Source organism: Ruegeria sp. CDSB113 (assembly GCF_059611045.1).
Genome location: NZ_JBXWOU010000004.1, coordinates 48,223 through 64,382 on the forward strand (window position 1 = coordinate 48,223; position 16,160 = coordinate 64,382).

General features: G+C 59.8%; 15 protein-coding genes. 7 read left to right on the top strand and 8 right to left on the bottom strand.

What is annotated here, in order from left to right:
* The 3 genes from AC2FIS_RS09120 to AC2FIS_RS09130 all read left to right on the top strand — a co-directional run bounded on the left by AC2FIS_RS09120 (position 1) and on the right by AC2FIS_RS09130 (position 3,993).
* The gene (locus tag AC2FIS_RS09120; protein ID WP_496772970.1) at positions 1 to 2,334 is read left to right on the top strand and encodes an aldehyde dehydrogenase family protein; all 2,334 of its coding nucleotides are present in this window, start codon (positions 1 to 3) and stop codon (positions 2,332 to 2,334) included.
* Positions 2,335 to 2,358: 24 nt separating this feature from the next.
* Entirely contained in the window at positions 2,359 to 3,174 is an 816-nt protein-coding gene (locus AC2FIS_RS09125) for an SDR family oxidoreductase (protein ID WP_496772971.1), read from the top strand.
* Positions 3,175 to 3,261: 87 nt separating this feature from the next.
* A complete protein-coding gene (locus AC2FIS_RS09130) occupies positions 3,262 to 3,993 on the top strand; it encodes a cyclic nucleotide-binding domain-containing protein (RefSeq protein WP_496772972.1) in 732 nt (243 codons plus the stop codon).
* 6 nt (positions 3,994 to 3,999) lie between these two features.
* On the opposite strand, the gene AC2FIS_RS09135 is transcribed toward AC2FIS_RS09130, so the two are convergent.
* The 7 genes from AC2FIS_RS09135 to AC2FIS_RS09165 form a co-directional block, all read right to left on the bottom strand.
* Positions 4,000 to 5,304, bottom strand: a complete 1,305-nt coding sequence (locus tag AC2FIS_RS09135) for a M16 family metallopeptidase (protein WP_496772974.1) — start codon at positions 5,302 to 5,304, stop codon at positions 4,000 to 4,002.
* On the bottom strand, positions 5,301 to 6,641 hold the full coding sequence (locus tag AC2FIS_RS09140; RefSeq protein ID WP_282170221.1) for a M16 family metallopeptidase: 1,341 nt from the start codon (positions 6,639 to 6,641) through the stop codon (positions 5,301 to 5,303). The genes AC2FIS_RS09135 and AC2FIS_RS09140 overlap by 4 nt, the downstream gene beginning before the upstream one ends.
* An 81-nt stretch (positions 6,642 to 6,722) precedes the next feature.
* Positions 6,723 to 7,241 (bottom strand): DUF3035 domain-containing protein, encoded by a 519-nt coding sequence (locus tag AC2FIS_RS09145; RefSeq protein ID WP_496772975.1) that lies wholly within the window; start codon positions 7,239 to 7,241, stop codon positions 6,723 to 6,725.
* Between the two features lie 50 nt (positions 7,242 to 7,291).
* Complete coding sequence (gene lspA, locus AC2FIS_RS09150; RefSeq protein ID WP_496772976.1) at positions 7,292 to 7,762, bottom strand: signal peptidase II; 471 nt, start codon at positions 7,760 to 7,762, stop codon at positions 7,292 to 7,294.
* The gene (gene purH / locus AC2FIS_RS09155; RefSeq protein WP_496772978.1) at positions 7,762 to 9,351 is read right to left on the bottom strand and encodes a bifunctional phosphoribosylaminoimidazolecarboxamide formyltransferase/IMP cyclohydrolase; all 1,590 of its coding nucleotides are present in this window, start codon (positions 9,349 to 9,351) and stop codon (positions 7,762 to 7,764) included. Before purH ends, lspA begins: the two co-directional genes overlap by 1 nt.
* Positions 9,352 to 9,373: 22 nt before the next feature.
* The gene (locus tag AC2FIS_RS09160; RefSeq protein WP_496772979.1) at positions 9,374 to 11,113 is read right to left on the bottom strand and encodes a heparinase II/III family protein; all 1,740 of its coding nucleotides are present in this window, start codon (positions 11,111 to 11,113) and stop codon (positions 9,374 to 9,376) included.
* Between the two features lie 90 nt (positions 11,114 to 11,203).
* Positions 11,204 to 12,460, bottom strand: a complete 1,257-nt coding sequence (locus AC2FIS_RS09165) for an RsmB/NOP family class I SAM-dependent RNA methyltransferase (protein ID WP_496772980.1) — start codon at positions 12,458 to 12,460, stop codon at positions 11,204 to 11,206.
* Between the two features lie 89 nt (positions 12,461 to 12,549).
* Between AC2FIS_RS09165 and AC2FIS_RS09170 the strand changes: the two genes are divergently transcribed.
* Positions 12,550 to 12,732 (top strand): DUF1674 domain-containing protein, encoded by a 183-nt coding sequence (locus AC2FIS_RS09170; protein WP_170550772.1) that lies wholly within the window; start codon positions 12,550 to 12,552, stop codon positions 12,730 to 12,732.
* 4 nt (positions 12,733 to 12,736) lie between these two features.
* Here AC2FIS_RS09170 and AC2FIS_RS09175 read toward each other — a convergent pair whose 3' ends face one another.
* Complete coding sequence (locus AC2FIS_RS09175) at positions 12,737 to 13,591, bottom strand: LysR family transcriptional regulator (RefSeq protein ID WP_496721028.1); 855 nt, start codon at positions 13,589 to 13,591, stop codon at positions 12,737 to 12,739.
* Between the two features lie 99 nt (positions 13,592 to 13,690).
* On the opposite strand from AC2FIS_RS09175, the gene tmpA reads away from it, so the two are divergent.
* The 3 genes from tmpA to AC2FIS_RS09190 are packed head-to-tail and all read left to right on the top strand — an operon-like array spanning position 13,691 to position 16,079.
* Positions 13,691 to 14,827, top strand: a complete 1,137-nt coding sequence (tmpA, locus tag AC2FIS_RS09180; RefSeq protein ID WP_496772982.1) for a 2-trimethylaminoethylphosphonate dioxygenase — start codon at positions 13,691 to 13,693, stop codon at positions 14,825 to 14,827.
* Positions 14,824 to 15,414, top strand: coding sequence for a (R)-1-hydroxy-2-trimethylaminoethylphosphonate oxygenase (gene tmpB, locus AC2FIS_RS09185; protein ID WP_496772983.1), 591 nt, complete (start codon positions 14,824 to 14,826; stop codon positions 15,412 to 15,414). The genes tmpA and tmpB overlap by 4 nt, the downstream gene beginning before the upstream one ends.
* Entirely contained in the window at positions 15,411 to 16,079 is a 669-nt protein-coding gene (locus AC2FIS_RS09190) for an ureidoglycolate lyase (protein ID WP_496772984.1), read from the top strand. The genes tmpB and AC2FIS_RS09190 overlap by 4 nt, the downstream gene beginning before the upstream one ends.
* The last annotated feature ends 81 nt before the right edge of the window (positions 16,080 to 16,160 follow it).

The following is a 16,160-nucleotide window of genomic DNA, read 5'->3' on the forward strand; positions in this document are numbered from 1 at the left end:
ATGACAGTCAAAGAGATATTCGAAACCATGGATTACGGCCCTGCCCCCGAAAGTGCCGCCGAGGCTCTGGCCTGGCTGGTCGATCAGGGCGACAAGTTCGGCCACTATATCGATGGTGCGTTCACCAAACCCGGCAAAGGGTTTGACAGCCGCAACCCGGCAACCGGAGAGGTGCTGGCCAAACTGACCCAAGCAAAACAGGCCGATGTCGACGCTGCCGTTTCTGCCGCCCGCAAGGCGCAACCGAAGTGGGAGAAGCTGGGCGGCGCAGGCCGCGCGCGGTACCTCTATGCCATCGCGCGCCTGTTGCAGAAGCATTCGCGGTTGTTTGCGGTGCTGGAAAGCCTCGACAACGGCAAACCGATCCGGGAGTCCCGTGATATCGACATCCCGCTGGCGCAGCGGCATTTTTACTATCACGCGGGCATGGCGCAGCTGATGGAAAGTGAGCTACCGGATTCTGAGGCGCTCGGCGTCTGCGGGCAGATCATTCCGTGGAACTTCCCGCTGCTGATGCTGTCGTGGAAGATTGCCCCGGCCCTGGCCATGGGCAACACGGTGGTTTTAAAACCTGCCGAGTACACCTCGCTGACCGCGCTTCTGTTTGCCGATATTTGCTCGCAGGCAGGGCTGCCAAAGGGCGTCGTCAACATCGTCACCGGTGACGGTGCTGTGGGTGAGATGATCGTATCCTCAGACGTGGACAAAATCGCCTTCACTGGCTCGACTGTGGTGGGCCGTCGTATCCGTGAAGCGACCGCTGGTTCGGGCAAGGAATTGACGTTGGAGCTGGGTGGTAAGTCGGCTTACATCGTCTTTGACGACGCCGATATCGACAGTGCTATCGAAGGTTTGGTCGACGCAATCTGGTTTAATCAGGGTCAGGTCTGCTGCGCAGGGTCCCGCTTGCTGGTCCAAGAAGGCATCGCGGACCGTTTCCACGACAAACTGCGCGCACGGATGGACTCGCTGCGCATCGGCGATCCGCTGGACAAGTGCATCGATGTGGGCGCGGTTGTAGACCCTGTCCAACTGCAAACCATCAAGAGCATGGTCGAAAGCAACACCGCTGGTCACGTGCACCAAGCGGCATGCGATCTGCCGGCGAACGGGTGTTATTACCCGCCGACGCTGATCTCGGGCCTCGAAACTTCCGACCCGCTGATGCAGGAAGAGATCTTTGGCCCGGTGCTGGTGTCCTCGACCTTCCGCACGCCGGAAGAGGCGGTGGAGCTGGCCAACAACACCCGTTACGGGTTGGCTGCGACCGTGTGGACCGAGAATGTGAACCTTGCACTGGATATCGCGGCCAAGCTGGTCGCGGGCGTGGTCTGGGTGAATGCCACCAACCTGTTCGACGCGGCAGCCGGATTCGGTGGCGTGCGCGAAAGCGGCTTTGGCCGTGAAGGCGGCTGGGAAGGCTTGACCGCGTACACCAAGCCCAAAGGCAAAGCTAAGCCGTTGGCGAAGGTCGAAGCAGGCACCGGTGATGGCGCACCGGTCGATCCGATTGACCGTACCGCCAAGATGTATGTCGGAGGCAAGCAGGCACGGCCCGATAGCGGCTATTCGAAACCCGTCTGGGGTAAATCCGGGCTGTTGGGCCACGTGGGCCTCGCCAATCGCAAGGACGTCCGCAATGCGGTTGAAGCTGCGGCAGGGGCCAATGGATGGTCCAAGACCACCGGCCATCTGCGGGCGCAGATCCTGTATTACATCGGCGAAAACCTCTCGGCTCGCGCCGACGAGTTTGCCGCTCGCATCGACGGGATGACCGGCAAGAAAGACGGTGAGAAAGAGGTCGAAGCTTCAATCCAGCGCCTGTTCACCGCCGCCGCCTGGGCCGACAAGTATGACGGACAGGTGCACGGCGTTCCGATCCGTGGCGTGGCGATTGCCATGAAGGAATCCGTTGGTGTCATCGGCGCGCTGTGCGCGGATGAGACGCCTCTGCTGGGTCTGGTCTCGGCCATGGCCCCGGCGATTGCGATGGGGAATCGGACAGTCCTGGTGGCCTCAGAGCCCTACCCTCTGGCAGCGACTGATTTCTACCAGATCCTTGAGACATCTGACGTCCCCGCTGGCGTGGTCAATATCTTGACCGGCAGCCATGCAGAGCTGGCAAAACCGCTGGCTTCGCACCTGAACGTAGATGCGGTCTGGTCGTTCTCATCCACCGATCTGTCGAAAGAGATCGAGGTCGTCTCGGCCGGGAACCTGAAACGGACCTGGGTGAATAACGCGACGGCAATCGATTGGGGCGTGGACCATTCTCGCCGCTTCCTGCAGGCTGCGACCGAAGTCAAAAACATCTGGGTGCCCTACGGCGAGTAGGGCTCCCCGCCAAGGGAGGCCTACATGGACTTTTCAGGAAAAACCGTCGTCGTCATCGGCGGAACCAGCGGTATCAATCGCGGCATTGCCGAGGCTTTTGCGGCCTCGGGTGCCAAGCTGGCGGTCGCCAGCCGATCGCAGGAAAAGGTCGATGACACCATTGCTGCGCTGAAAGGTGCAGGGGCACAAGACGCCATCGGCGCGGCCTTTGACGTACGCGACCCAGAGGCCGTGGCAGACGGGCTGAAACAGTTCCACGACGCGTTCGGTGATTTCGACGTGCTAGTATCCGGCGCGGCGGGTAATTTCCCAGCGCTCGCGGCGGAGATGTCGGTCAATGCGTTCAAGACCGTGATCGATATCGACCTGATGGGCACGATCCACGTGATGAAAGGTGCCTATCCCTACCTCAAACGTCCGGGTTCCAGCATCATCAACATCTCGGCCCCGCAATCCTACCTGCCTTACGAAGGCCAAGCCCATGTCTGTGCCGCCAAGGCAGGCGTGGATCAGATCACCCGCACCCTGTCGATGGAATGGGGCGTCGAGGGTATCCGCGTGAACTCAGTCGTGCCGGGCTTTATCGAAGGTACTGAAGGGGCCAAGCGTTTGGCCCCTACGCCAGATGCCGGAGAAGCGCTACGCAAGGACGTCCCCCTGGGCCGTTGGGGTCAACCGCAGGACGTGGCGAACGCCTGTATGTTCCTAAGCTCCGATCTGGCCAGCTATATAAGCGGCACGGTATTGGCCGTAGACGGCGCGCTGTACCAGCGTGGTTCGGGCAAGTTCGGCCAGATGATGGGGCAAATGTTGCGCGCGCAGGCGAAAGCACGCTCATAAGACCCATTAACCTGTGAAGTTGTTCATTTACGGCTTCACGTGATTGACGCAGCGTAGGACCCATTCATTGCGAGGGTGGGTCCTTACATGCTGAATAGTCCATTTGAGTTCACCGAGTTTGTCGAACTGGCCACGATGGTCGGCGTCGCCGGGGCTGGCCTCTACATTCTGAACTACTTTTTACTGCAAATCGGCATAGTCCGAGGCAATGGCGTGCTCTACCCGGTTCTGGTTATCGTTGCCGCAAGCTGCGTTCTGATCAGCATGGTTGAAGAATTCAATCTTGCCGGTTCGATCATACAGTTGGCCTATATCGCGATCTCGGTCATCGGATTGCTGCGCGGATACCTGTCGCGGCATCTCATTCGCTTTTCCGCAGCCGAGCGCCAGTTCATCTCGCATCATCTTGGGTCACTGAAACCGCATCACGCCCGAAAGCTATTGAACACTGCGTCGGTTCAGGAGTTCGCCAAGGGCGACATTCTGATCGAAGAAGCCAGAACAACAGATTTCCTTGGCTATGTCCTGAGCGGGCGAACAACCATCCTTCAAAATGGTCAGGTCATCAATATTTGCGGCTCGGACGAGACACTGGGAGAGCTGACGTTCGGCCTTGGTTTGCCCGCAACTGCCACCGTCATCGCCTCGGAACCGACAACCTGCCTGGTGTTCGACAATTTCCGTCTGTCGCGCCTGCTGCGCCGCAACCGGCATATCGACGACGCGCTTAAAGCCGCGCATTTCAGGCATGCGCGGCAAAAGCTTCTGAGCAGCAACAAGCATACGCTTCGGGCACAAAAACAGCCCGTCGCGGCCTGAACGGGTTTAGCCGTCCAGACCCTCGGGCTTGCCGACAATGGTGAAATGAAGCCCGTCAGGGTCCAGCAATTCACTGGCGACCCGGTTGATCTCTTCCAGCGTGATCGCATTCACCTTGTCGTTGCGGGTGGCGATATAGTCGATGGGCAGGTCTTCCATCTGCATCCCGACCATGATCCCCGCGATCTGGCCATTGCCATCAAACCTCAGCGGATAAGCGCCCGTCAGATAGGTTTTGGCATCGTCCAGTTCTTTTTGGGTTACACCTTCGGACGCGGCGCGAGCCCACTCGTCGCGGATCACCTCGACCGCTTCGGCAATGCGATCATTGCTGGACGACACGGACCCCAGATAGACCGCGGCCAGGTCCTTGGGCACCAGATAAGTGCCAATACCATACGTCAGGCCACGCTTCTCTCTCACTTCCTGCATCAGGCGGCTTTCAAACCCGCCCCCGCCAAGGATGTGGTTCAGGATAAACGCGGCAAAGAAATCGGGATCATCGCGGTCAATGCCGGCATGTCCGAACAAGGCCACAGATTGCGGCGTGTCAAACTCGACCACGCTGACACCACCCGGGATGGACACATTGGCACGTTCTGGGATCGGCTTGCCTGTTTCCGGCAGGTCGGCCAACAGTTTATCCAGCAACGCGCCCAGCTCTTCGGGTGTGACGTCACCCACCGCGCCGACATACATCCGGTCTTGGACAAAGACATCCTGATAGGCGGTGACCACGTCATCGCGCGTCAGGGCGGTCACGCTTTCGATCGTGCCCTTACCTTCGGTGCCGTAAGGGTGGTCGCCATAGGCCATTTGGGCAAAATTACGACCCGCAATGTCATTCGGGTCGGTTTGATCGGATTTGAGGCCGGACAGCACCTGCGCCTTTACCCGGTCCACCGCATCCTGATCAAAGCGCGGCTCGTGAATGGTGGTGCGCAACAGGTCGATCACCTCATCCCGGTTTTCGGTCAGGAACTGCGCAGTAATTGACACCGTGTCATCGGTTGCACTGTATCGGAACGAGGCCGCCAGCGATTCCAGCTCACGCGCATAGGTGCGGGCATCCATGTCACCTGCGCCTTCCTCAATCAGGCCACTCATGAGGTAGACCGCGCCGCGTTTGTCCGCGTCATCCAGCGATGTGCCGCCGCGAAAACGCAACTCCAGCGCGGTGAAGGGGATCGAGTGATCCTCGACCAGCCAGGCGGTGATACCACCAGGAGAAGTAACCTCTTCGATCTCGATATCGGCCCACGCGGGCAAAGCGACAACAAACGCGATCAAGGTTGCGAATATCCGTTTCATTGCGTCACCTCATCATCGCGCATCAGCCAGCCGGTGACCGATGTTTCCGGTTGTATTACCTCGCGGGCAGCGGCGATGATCTCATCCCCAGTGACGGCTTGCAGAATATCGGGCCAGGCCTGCACGTCCTCAACTGTCAGGCCGCTGGTCAGCGCGCGGCCATAGCGGTTGCCAATCCCATCCACATTGTCGCGCGCATAGGTCTGCGACGCCCGCAGCTGCATCTTGATCCGGTCAAGGTCTTCCTCGTTCACACCCTCAGCGATGAAGTCGGCAACCACCTGATCCATTGCATCTTCGGCCTCTTGCAGGGAAACGCCTGCAGCCGGGACGACGATCAGGTCAAAGGTCGTATCATCCAGCGAGACACCCCGATAGAACGCCCCGGTGTAGACAACCTTCTGCTGCTCGAACTGAAGCTTTTCGTTCAGGTAGGATGTCGTGCTTCCGCCCAACAGTTCTGCCAACAGAAACAGAGCAGCCGCTTTTTCCTGTTCGCCCGGATCACGCTCGGGTGCCAGATAGCTGCGCTGCACATAGGGCTGCGACACGCGCGCGTCTTTGTATGTCAGACGGCGTTCTGCCGTTTGCGGCGGTTCCTGCGACCGGACCCGTTCGGGCAGGTCAGGGTTGGCGGGGATCACGCCGTAATACTGCTCGGCCAGCGATTTGACCTCGTCAGGTTCGACATCACCGGTGACGACCAGAATGGCGTTATTGGGCGCATAATGGGTCTGGTAGAAGGACAGCGCGTCCTCCATGTCCAGCGTCTCCATCTCGTGTCGCCAGCCGATGATTGGCACACCGTAGCGATGGTTGAGGTATTGCGACGCGCTCATCTGTTCGCCAAACAGGGCACGGGGGCTGTTGTCGGTGCGCTGATTGCGTTCCTCAAGGATCACGTCGCGTTCGGTGACAATATCATTTTCGCTCAGGCGGATATTGCGCATCCGGTCCGCTTCCATCCGCATCATCAGTTCCAACCGGTCGGCGGCAACGCGTTGGAAATACGCGGTGTAATCATACGAAGTGAACGCGTTGTCGGTGCCGCCATTGGCCGCAACAGTGGCGGAAAACTCACCCGGGGCCAGAGTGTCCGTGCCTTTGAACAGCAGGTGTTCGAGGAAATGCGCCACGCCAGATGATCCCACGGGCTCATCCGCTGATCCTGCGCGATACCAGACCATATGCTGCACAACCGGTGCGCGGTGATCTTCGATCACGACGACATCCATGCCGTTGTCCAACGTAAAGGTAGTGACCGCTTCGTGCCCCTCGCTTGCAGCAAGAGGGGTTGCGGCCATCAGGGCTGCCGACAATGCCAGGGCCCGAACCATAGGGCGTCCTCCGTTTGATTTATGCTGTTCAAACTACGGTGGCACCACGCGGGTTCAAGGCCAATGACGAAAAGTTAAAGATTATTCATCTACCGGTGGCGCCGATGGTGTTTCTATCCCGGCCTGGCGTGCCGCTTCATTCTGACGGTCGGGGTTCAACGTTTCGCGACGGTAAATCTGCGAATAACGATCCACTTTGAACAAGCGCAAGCGCGTCAGGCGGCCCTGCTTTCTGCGGAACTCGGCATCCTCGGCATCAACCACCTGCCGTGTATTTGCCGCAACCCCATACCGGCTGGAGGCCGTCACAAGGGCGGCATCCGTGGACGGAATGGCCGTATTTGCGTTCAGCGAAGATTCGTTCCCACCAAGGGCAACGACAGCCTCGGCCTTAGGGTTCGGATCGGTCAGGTTTTCGCCACCCAACGTGGGCGCAGGCAGGAACTTGTAATCCTTGGGCTCGGTCAACGGTTTGACAGGCAGGACCGAGAATTCATCCGGCCCTTGCCCGGGCGCTTCGAGATGGCGCAGTCCAATATCGGAACAGCCCGCAGCCGCAAAGGCCAATGTCAAAGCAAATATGGAACGCGGCAGCCGCATCAGAGTCTCCAGCCTGTTTCAGGCGCTTTTATCGCATTTCAAATGGCACGTCACGAGGCCTTTTTGCCTTCGAACAGCACCAGACCAATCGCTCCCGCAAAAATGAACACATCAGCAAGGTTGAACACGAAAGGGTTGTTGATGCCGCAACAGGACATGTTCAGGAAATCCAGAACATAACCATAAAGCAGGCGATCCACGACGTTGCCCAGCGCCCCGCCAATCAGCAACCCGCCGCAAACCAGCATCAGTTTCGACGGGGCTGTGCGCATCAGCCAGATCAGCACACCGATTGCGATGACCATGGAAACTCCGATCAACGCCCATCGGGCAGCATCGGTATTGCCCTGAAACAGGCCGAAATTGATGCCCCGATTCTCACCGTATTTGAACACCAGCAACGGCGGCAGGACATCAATGTTCCCATCAGCCACGCGCATCACGTGAACGACGAGATACTTGCTGATTTGGTCGATCAGTAACGCAGCCAGTGCGGCCCAGAGAAGCAGACGATAGCGCATCAGTGGCGGAAGTGGCGCATGCCGGTAAAGACCATGGCCAGACCGGCCTCATCCGCGGTTGCGATCACCTCTTCATCGCGCATCGAACCACCCGGCTGGATAACACAGGTCGCGCCGGCCTCGGCCGCTTCCATCAGACCGTCCGGGAACGGGAAAAACGCATCCGACGCCACGGCGGAACCGATTGTCAGTGGTTGGGCCAAGCCCAGAGCATCAGCCATACGCTCGGCTTTCTTCGCTGCAATCATCGCCGAGTCCAGGCGGCTCATCTGCCCGGCACCAACACCCACGGTTGCTCCGTCTTTGACATAGACGATGGCATTGGATTTGACGTGTTTCGCCACTTTCCACGCAAACAGAAGATCGCGCATCTGTTCCTCGGTCGGGGATTTCTTAGTGACGACCTTCAGGTCATCCAGGCCAACAAATCCGTTGTCCTTGTCCTGCACCAGAAGGCCACCGGCTACCTGACGGACGGTTTTGCCACCTGTGGTCACGTCTGGCAGGCCATCGGTTGTCAGCAGACGCAGGTTCTTTTTGGCGGCAAAGATTGCCTTGGCCTCATCCGACGCACCCGGAGCGATCACAACTTCGGTGAAAATTCCGGTGATTTCCTGCGCGGTTTCGGCATCCAGCGGCTGGTTCAGCGCAATGATCCCGCCAAAGGCCGAAGTGCGGTCACAATCAAACGCGGCCTTATAGGCGTCGATCAGTGTCGCGCCCTTGGCAACACCGCAGGGGTTGGCATGTTTGATGATCGCGCAGGCTGATCCTTGCGCCGGATCGAACTCGGCAACCAGTTCAAATGCCGCGTCCGTGTCGTTGATGTTGTTGTAGCTCAGTTCCTTGCCCTGATGCTGCACTGCTGTCGCGACACCGGCGCGGTTGGTGCCATCGGTGTAGAAGACCGCCTGTTGGTGGCTGTTTTCGCCATAGCGCAAGGTCTGCTTCAATTCTCCGGCAAAGGCGCGACGGCGCGGGGCCTGCGCGGCCAGCGCATCAGCCATCCAGTTCGACACAGCCGTGTCATAGGCAGCAGTACGGGCATAGGCTGTCTGCGCCAGGTTCTGACGGAACGCATAGGATGTCTGCCCATCATTAGCCGCCAGCTCGTCCAGCAGCGCGTCGTAATCCTGAACATCCACAACCACATTGACAAAAGCGTGGTTCTTCGACGCCGCGCGGATCATCGCCGGGCCACCGATATCGATGTTTTCGATGCATTCGTCGTAACCCGCACCTTTGGCTACCGTGGCCTCGAACGGATAAAGGTTCACCACCAGAAGGTCGATCGCGCCGATGCCATGTTCGTCCATCGCCGCCACGTGGCTGTCATTGTCGCGCAGCGCCAGCAGCCCGCCATGCACCATCGGATGCAGCGTTTTCACACGACCATCCATCATCTCGGGGAAGCCGGTAATCTCGCTGACGTCCTTCACCGCAAGCCCTGCATCGCGCAGCACCTTGGCTGTACCGCCGGTCGACAGCAGTTCGACCCCGCGTTCGGCCAATGCCTTTCCCAGCTCGATCAACCCGGTCTTGTCGGAAACGGAAAGCAACGCGCGGCGCACGGGGTGAAGATCGGTCATGGGGTCAAAGGTCCTTTTGGCGTCAGTCAAACTCGGGCTCGTCCCGGTGTATATCCCGCACGGCATAGGCTGTGTCCTGGGCCTTGCTCAGCGTCCACCGGATGCGCGTCGCATACTCCATTGCGCGGCCAGATAGAACGATCTGTTTTGTCGCGCGTGGTTTTAAACGCCCTTTTTCCAGATAAACGCTTGGTTCTACAGACAATTTTCCCACGCCATCATGGCGGAAAACCCAAATCTCACCACTTTTCAGCGCCATCGAGACTGCTGCACCCCCCAAATCCAGCGCTGCATCCACATCCGGATGCAGGTGAAACCGGATGTCAAAGGCGATGCCCTTCAGGCCCGAGGCGTCCATCGCCTTGTCAAATTGGCGCTTCGCCTTGTCGGTGGCCGTCAGCAGAATATCCTCACAGGCCAACTCACGCCCATCAAAGCGCAGCTCAAAGGTACGCGCATGTGTCAATCCGAAGACCTTGGTATACCCGTCATGCCCGGCCATGAATCGCGTGCCTTCAAAGGCATCCTCGAAATCAATGGGAACCTCATGCGGCGCATCCACCAGTGCCTCGCGTTCGGCGCCCTGCGTCGGCGGCGCCAGCCGAGCGCTTGAATACCCATCAAGGCACAGTGTCGAATGCGACGGTGTCGCCCGACCCGCACGCCGCCATTCCGTCCCAAAGCTTTCGCCCGATCCGCAATTGACCACCAGTGGTCTGCGGCCCGACGTCAGTTCGAAAGCCAGGGTCGAAGCATGGGCGTTGTATGACGCCGCCCCCTTGGGTGGAGTGGCGGCATCCACAATCACGCTGGTTCTGGCCGCATAAAGTCGGGCAAATCCCATGGACAGCCCCGTGGCGTGATGTGGCCTGACACCACTTTGCGCCAGTGCCTGATCCAGACGCCCTTCGACACCGCGCCCACCGCCGTGAAACCGAGCCAAAGCCCCGTCCGCATGGCGCAGGCTGCGCAAGGTGGGGGCCATGCGTTTAATGGCACTTGCCTGCGCCCCGGGCGTGCCCCGGCCCAATGCGCTGAGCGCGGCCGAGGTCCATGAAAGCAGCATAAAAACCTCAAGCAGCTCTTCGGGGTTGCGGGTTAAGATTCCGCCCTGCTCATCAATCTGGCTGTCGCATTCGCGCGCCAACGCACGAAGGGCGGGATCAGCCATTTGCTCCAACCCCTCCAGCGCCAATCCGGCCTGCACCAGCCCGGCAAGCGCCTCAAACCGGGGAAGACCGGGGGTCGCTGCCTTCCAACGCTTGGACAGAAACCATGTCTGTTGGGCTAACGAGCGAAAAAACATCCTGCTTTGGTGTTCATCTGCGCCGCGCAACAGGAAAATCGCATGGTTGATCCAGCGTATGACGCGCCGACCGGTCAGATCAGGTGCCCAGCCCGGCCCCTGACCGCGACCATGCGCGTTGATCCAGCCCCAGACCCACCGCTGGGCCTTTTCACGCGCGCGCATATCGCCGACAGCAGCCAGATCGTCGAGCCAGGCAAAGCCGTGGCGTTCATTGTCGAACCCGGTGCTGGGCGCGGCCACATCCCACAGCTCGGTATCCTGAGCTTCGACCAGATAGCCCGCAAATAGCAGATTTCCGGCGACCAACTGACGTCCGCGCGCAAATGAGCCAACCGTGCGTGGTTCCGGCTCGCCAACAAACCCCGAGACCGCTTTGCGCCGCTGGCTGAGTCGTGCATAGAGACGGTTCTGAAACCGTGTCCACCGATTGGTCATGGTATCTGTCTTTGACATGACGCTCGTTACTCTGCCCCTTGCGCTCTGCTGGCGCCTGAGACCCAACGATAGACCGGGGCGATCGTCAAGTCATCGAAAAGCGTGCCACTACGTCGATTTGTTCAGGCGTGCGATATAGAACCCGTCCATTCCACCAAGATCAGCCCAGTAATCGGGCCGCAGGCGCAGGCCGCCTTCTTCGGTGATCCATTCGGACTCGATTCCGGCAATGTTCAAAGCCGCCCGATCCACCGACATGTCCGGGTGTTGGTCCAGCGCTTCTTCGATCTGCACCTCGCCCTCATCCGGCAGCAGTGAACAGGTGCAATAGACCAGCCGCCCGCCGGGTTTCAACAAGGTCCAGGCGTGGGCCAGCATCCGGGCCTGCAGCTCGATCAGCTCACCGAATTCCGATCCGTCTTTGGCAAAAGGCAAGTCAGGGTGCCTGCGGATCGTTCCCGTGGCAGAACACGGCGCGTCCAAAAGGATGGCGTCATACTGGCCCTGATGTTCAAGCGCGTCGCCCGCGACTACAGTGGCTTTCAGCCCGGTGCGTTTGAGGTTCTCATGCACCCGCGCCAACCGCGTTCCCGAGATGTCGAGCGCCGTAACATCGGCCCCAGCCGCCGCCAGTTGCAGTGTTTTTCCACCCGGAGCGGCGCAAAGGTCGAGGATCTTTTCGCCCGATTTCGGGGCAAGTATGCGCACTGGAATAGCGGCTGCCGCGTCCTGCACCCACCAATCACCTTTGCCATAGCCCGGAAGGGCCGTGACCTGACCGGCATCGTGCAGCCGCATCGAACCTGTTGGTAGGGCCTCACCCGGTCCGCTGGCGCCCGGCTTCACAGTCAGGTCAAGTGGTGCGCCAGATAATTGCGCCTTTTCCATTCCCGCGATTGCATCCTCACCCCATGCCATGATCAGCGGATCACGCAGCCATTCGGGCAAACGCGGCACGCGCATTTTGGGCCATGCATCGGGCCCTTCGGCGGCCACTTTGCGCAACACGGCATTCACCAGGCCTTTCAGCCGTCCGTGCTTGCGTGAACGCCCTACAATGTCGACCATTGAATTCACCACACCATGTGCCGCTTCACCGTGGCACAGCTCGACCGCGCCAAGGCGCAGGGCGTTATGCACAGTCAAAGCGGGGGTACGGTTCAGGTGGTTTTCCAGCAGACGATCCGCACGCTCTAACCCGCGCAAGGTTTCCAGCGTCAGGCGTTGCGCCCGCGCGCGATCTTCAGGGGCCAACCTGTCCAGCGCGCCGGCGGCCAGACATTCGGACAGCAGGCGTCCTTCACCCAGAATCTGATCCAGCAGATAGATCGCGCTGCGTCGCGCCGCTGTTGCGTTGTCTGACATGGAATCGCCTTTGAATAAATCCTCGCCCGCATTGCCAATAGCGGACGCGGGCGTATATCAAGCCCATGCACGGAAAGGAACCCGATGTCATGAGTGACGACCGCAAAGACCTGCCGCCTGCCGCCCAGCGCGCCCTTGCCGAAGCTGAAGAGCGGCGCCGCAAGGCCGAGGCCAAAGCGAAAGAGATGCCAAAGGAACTGGGCGGTCGCGACGGTCCTGACCCGGCCCGCTATGGCGATTGGGAGAAGAAGGGCATCGCGATCGATTTTTGATCGCCTATCCCCGCAGAACTTCCAGAAAATCCGCTATCAGAGCGCGCTGCTTCTTTGATTTCGCCCGTTCTTCCGGCCATGTCAGCCAATACCCATCCTTCGTTTTCAGCTCGGGCAGGTGCAACCGGCGCAACCGTCCGTCCTGTAGATCCGCCTTGGCCAGTGGCATCGACCCCAACGCTACGCCCATGCCCTGACGTGCCGCGGACAACGCGTGTTCCATTGAATCGAAGCTGATGTTCGACGTAGTCACATCGCCCTGATCTGCCTTTCGCGCCCAATCTCGCCACCCCGGCCGTTCTCCGCGCAGATCAATCAAAGGCGCGCCCCATTCAACACCCGGAGCCGCCATCGGCACCAACACTTCAGCTGCGATCAATTCGGAATCCCGCCCGGGCCAGGCACCGCGACCGTAGCGGATTTGCAGCCATGTCCGCTCTTCATCCAGCGACGACCGTCGTGCCACGGAATCGGTGAGGACACGCACCTTCGGCTGCATCTCCTGAAATCGCGCAAGGCTGGGAACCACAAGCGCGTGGATGTGCGATGACAAACCGGCCACCCGCAATTCGCGCGGGGATTTGCCAAACAGATCCTCGGTATTGCGTTCAAGCGCCTGCAAACTGTCTTGCACCAGCGGCAGGTAGCTTTCGCCTTCGACGGTCAATGACACGCCACGTGCCTCACGCACAAACAACGTGCGCCCAAGCCAGGCCTCAAGGTTACCGATCCGCTGGCTTACCGCCGCTTGTGTCAGACCAAATTCCCTCGCCGCTGCCGAAAACCCGCCCAGACGCCCCGCCGCCTCAAAAACGCGCAGCCAGTCCAAGGGCGGCAACCCGATTTTTTTCTTAGCCATAAGTTTTTCCAAGCCTCAGCAGAAAGAAGGATTAATTGTCGTAATGCCACAAGAGGCGTATCTCCTCAACCAAAGCCCGCGCTGAACAGGAGACCCCCCATGCTGCGCTCTGCCACCCATGACACCTTGGTCGTGACCGTTGAGTTCGACACCGGCACCAAAGCTCGCTTTCACGCCATCTGGCTACGCGACAACGCGCTGGACCCCGAAACGCGCGCGCCCGGCAATGGCCAACGTCTGATCACCATCGGTGATATCCCCTCAGACATTTCGGTCAGCGCCGCCGAAATCAGCAATGGTGATCTGACAGTCACCTTTCAGCCCGAAGGCAAGACCGTCACCTTCCCCGCCGACTGGCTGGCCGCGCACAGCTATGACCGCGATCACAGCCTTCCTACCGGTCGGACAGCCCCCGGCATCACCACCTGGGAACGCGGCATCGACGCGCCCAGCGCTGATTGGGATGAGGTCCACGCCAATCCCAGCGCCAAACGCGGATGGCTAGCTGCGGTGGCCGAATACGGCTTTGCCAAGCTGACCGGCGGCCCGACTGAACCGGAATCCCTGCTGAAAGTCGCTGATCTGTTCGGCTATGTGCGCGAAACCAACTACGGCCCCTATTTTGAGGTCCGGACCGAGGTGAACCCGACCAACCTCGCCTATACCGGCCTTGGTCTGCAGGCGCATACCGACAACCCCTATCGTGATCCGGTTCCGACGCTGCAAATCCTCTATTGTCTGGAAAACAGCGCAGAGGGCGGTGATTCCATCGTGGTTGACGGCTTCCGCGCCGCTGAAAAGCTGCGCGAACAGAACCCGGAAGGCTTTGCCTTGCTGGCAGGCTACCCCGCCCGATTCGAATACAAGGGCTCGGACGGTATCTGCCTACGGTCACGCCGCCCGATGATTGAACTCTCACCGGATGGTGAATTGGTCGGTATCCGGTTCAACAACCGCTCATCCGCGCCGTTCGTCGACGTGCCGTTCGACCAGATGGAGGCCTATTACGCCGCCTATCGCCAATTGGGCGAGATCATCGACGACCCCGCCATGGGCGTGTCGTTCAAGCTGGAACCGGGTGAAAGCTTCATCGTCGACAACACACGCGTGCTGCACGCGCGTCTGGGCTATTCCGGTGCGGGCTCTCGTTGGTTACAGGGCTGTTACGCCGACAAAGACGGGTTGCTGTCCACATTGGCCGCGATGGAGATGAGCCAACCGGAGGCCGCAGAATGAAGCCCGATTTCTCGACCCTGAGCCGGGACAATATCGTGGCCTTCATCGGCGATATCTTCGACCGCCGCGGCGGTGAGGAATATCTGGGTGAGCCCGTCACCATGGCCGAACACATGCTTCAAGGTGCAACGATCGCCGAGCAGAACGGCCAGCCCGAGGAAATCATCGTCGGCGCGCTGCTGCACGATATCGGGCACTTCACATCCGAGTTCGGCACCTATCACCCGGATGACACCGAGGACCGTCATCACGAGGATGCAGGCGCTGAGGTGCTGGAACAGTTCTTCCCCTCGGTCATCACCGATTGCTGCCGCTATCACGTGGCAGCCAAGCGGTATCTCTGCGCCACCAAACCAGAATACTTCAATCGTCTGTCCACCGCCTCGGTCCATACGCTGGAATTGCAGGGCGGGCCGATGAGCGCGGAAGAGGTCGGAGAGTTCGAGAGCAATCCGAACCTGAAAGAGATCATTCAGGTGCGCTATCTGGACGAGGCTGGCAAGCGGGCTGACATGGAAACGCCGGATTTCGTCCATTTCGCACCGATGGTACAGCGCATGGTCGACAGGCATCTGGGCACATCATGAGCGCGCCGGAATACATCTTCGAGGCCAGCTCGAAACCGTCCCTTCCCTGGCACGAGGTTCCGCTGATCCGGGCCACGGACACGTCGGTCAAAGGCTATGGCTGTCTGGTTGATAACCCCGATACCTTCGAGATTGAAATCGCTCGCTGGCCGCAACAGGGCTGGCGACAGATTGACGAAGGCACCGGTGACGAGGGCGGCTGGGTCGAAGGCACGTTCAAATGCGACTGGCAAGGCGACGTGCTTTATGGTGAGAACGAGGCCGTCAAAGGCCACTATGTTCTGGGTTGGTCCGCTGATCCACAACAGGCGCAGACCGATCTGCAGACGGCACCGCGCGATCAGGTTCTACTGTGGCACATGAACTACCACCCCGATGGCGGGCAAATGTTCTGGCCATTGGACAACAAGCCCTTCATCGTGCCTGTCGCCCTGCCCGGCGACAACCTGACGCCAGAAAAAGTGGTCGCATTCTGGTGTGACGGCACGCGTGGCCTCTATATTCATCCCGGCATCTGGCACGAAGGGATATTCCCCGTTGAAGACAACCAGCGCTTCCTTGATCGGCAGGGCCGGGTGCACGCCCGGGTCAGCGCCGATATCGGTAAAGAGTTCGGCGTTTACCTTGCCTGCCCCTTGCGCGCGGACAAGATACGCGATCTGTAGCCAAACCTGTCGCTTCCGGGCGGCTCTTTTCAGATTCCCTTAACCTTTGCCGCAAACTTCTGTGATACTCTCCCTGTGTGT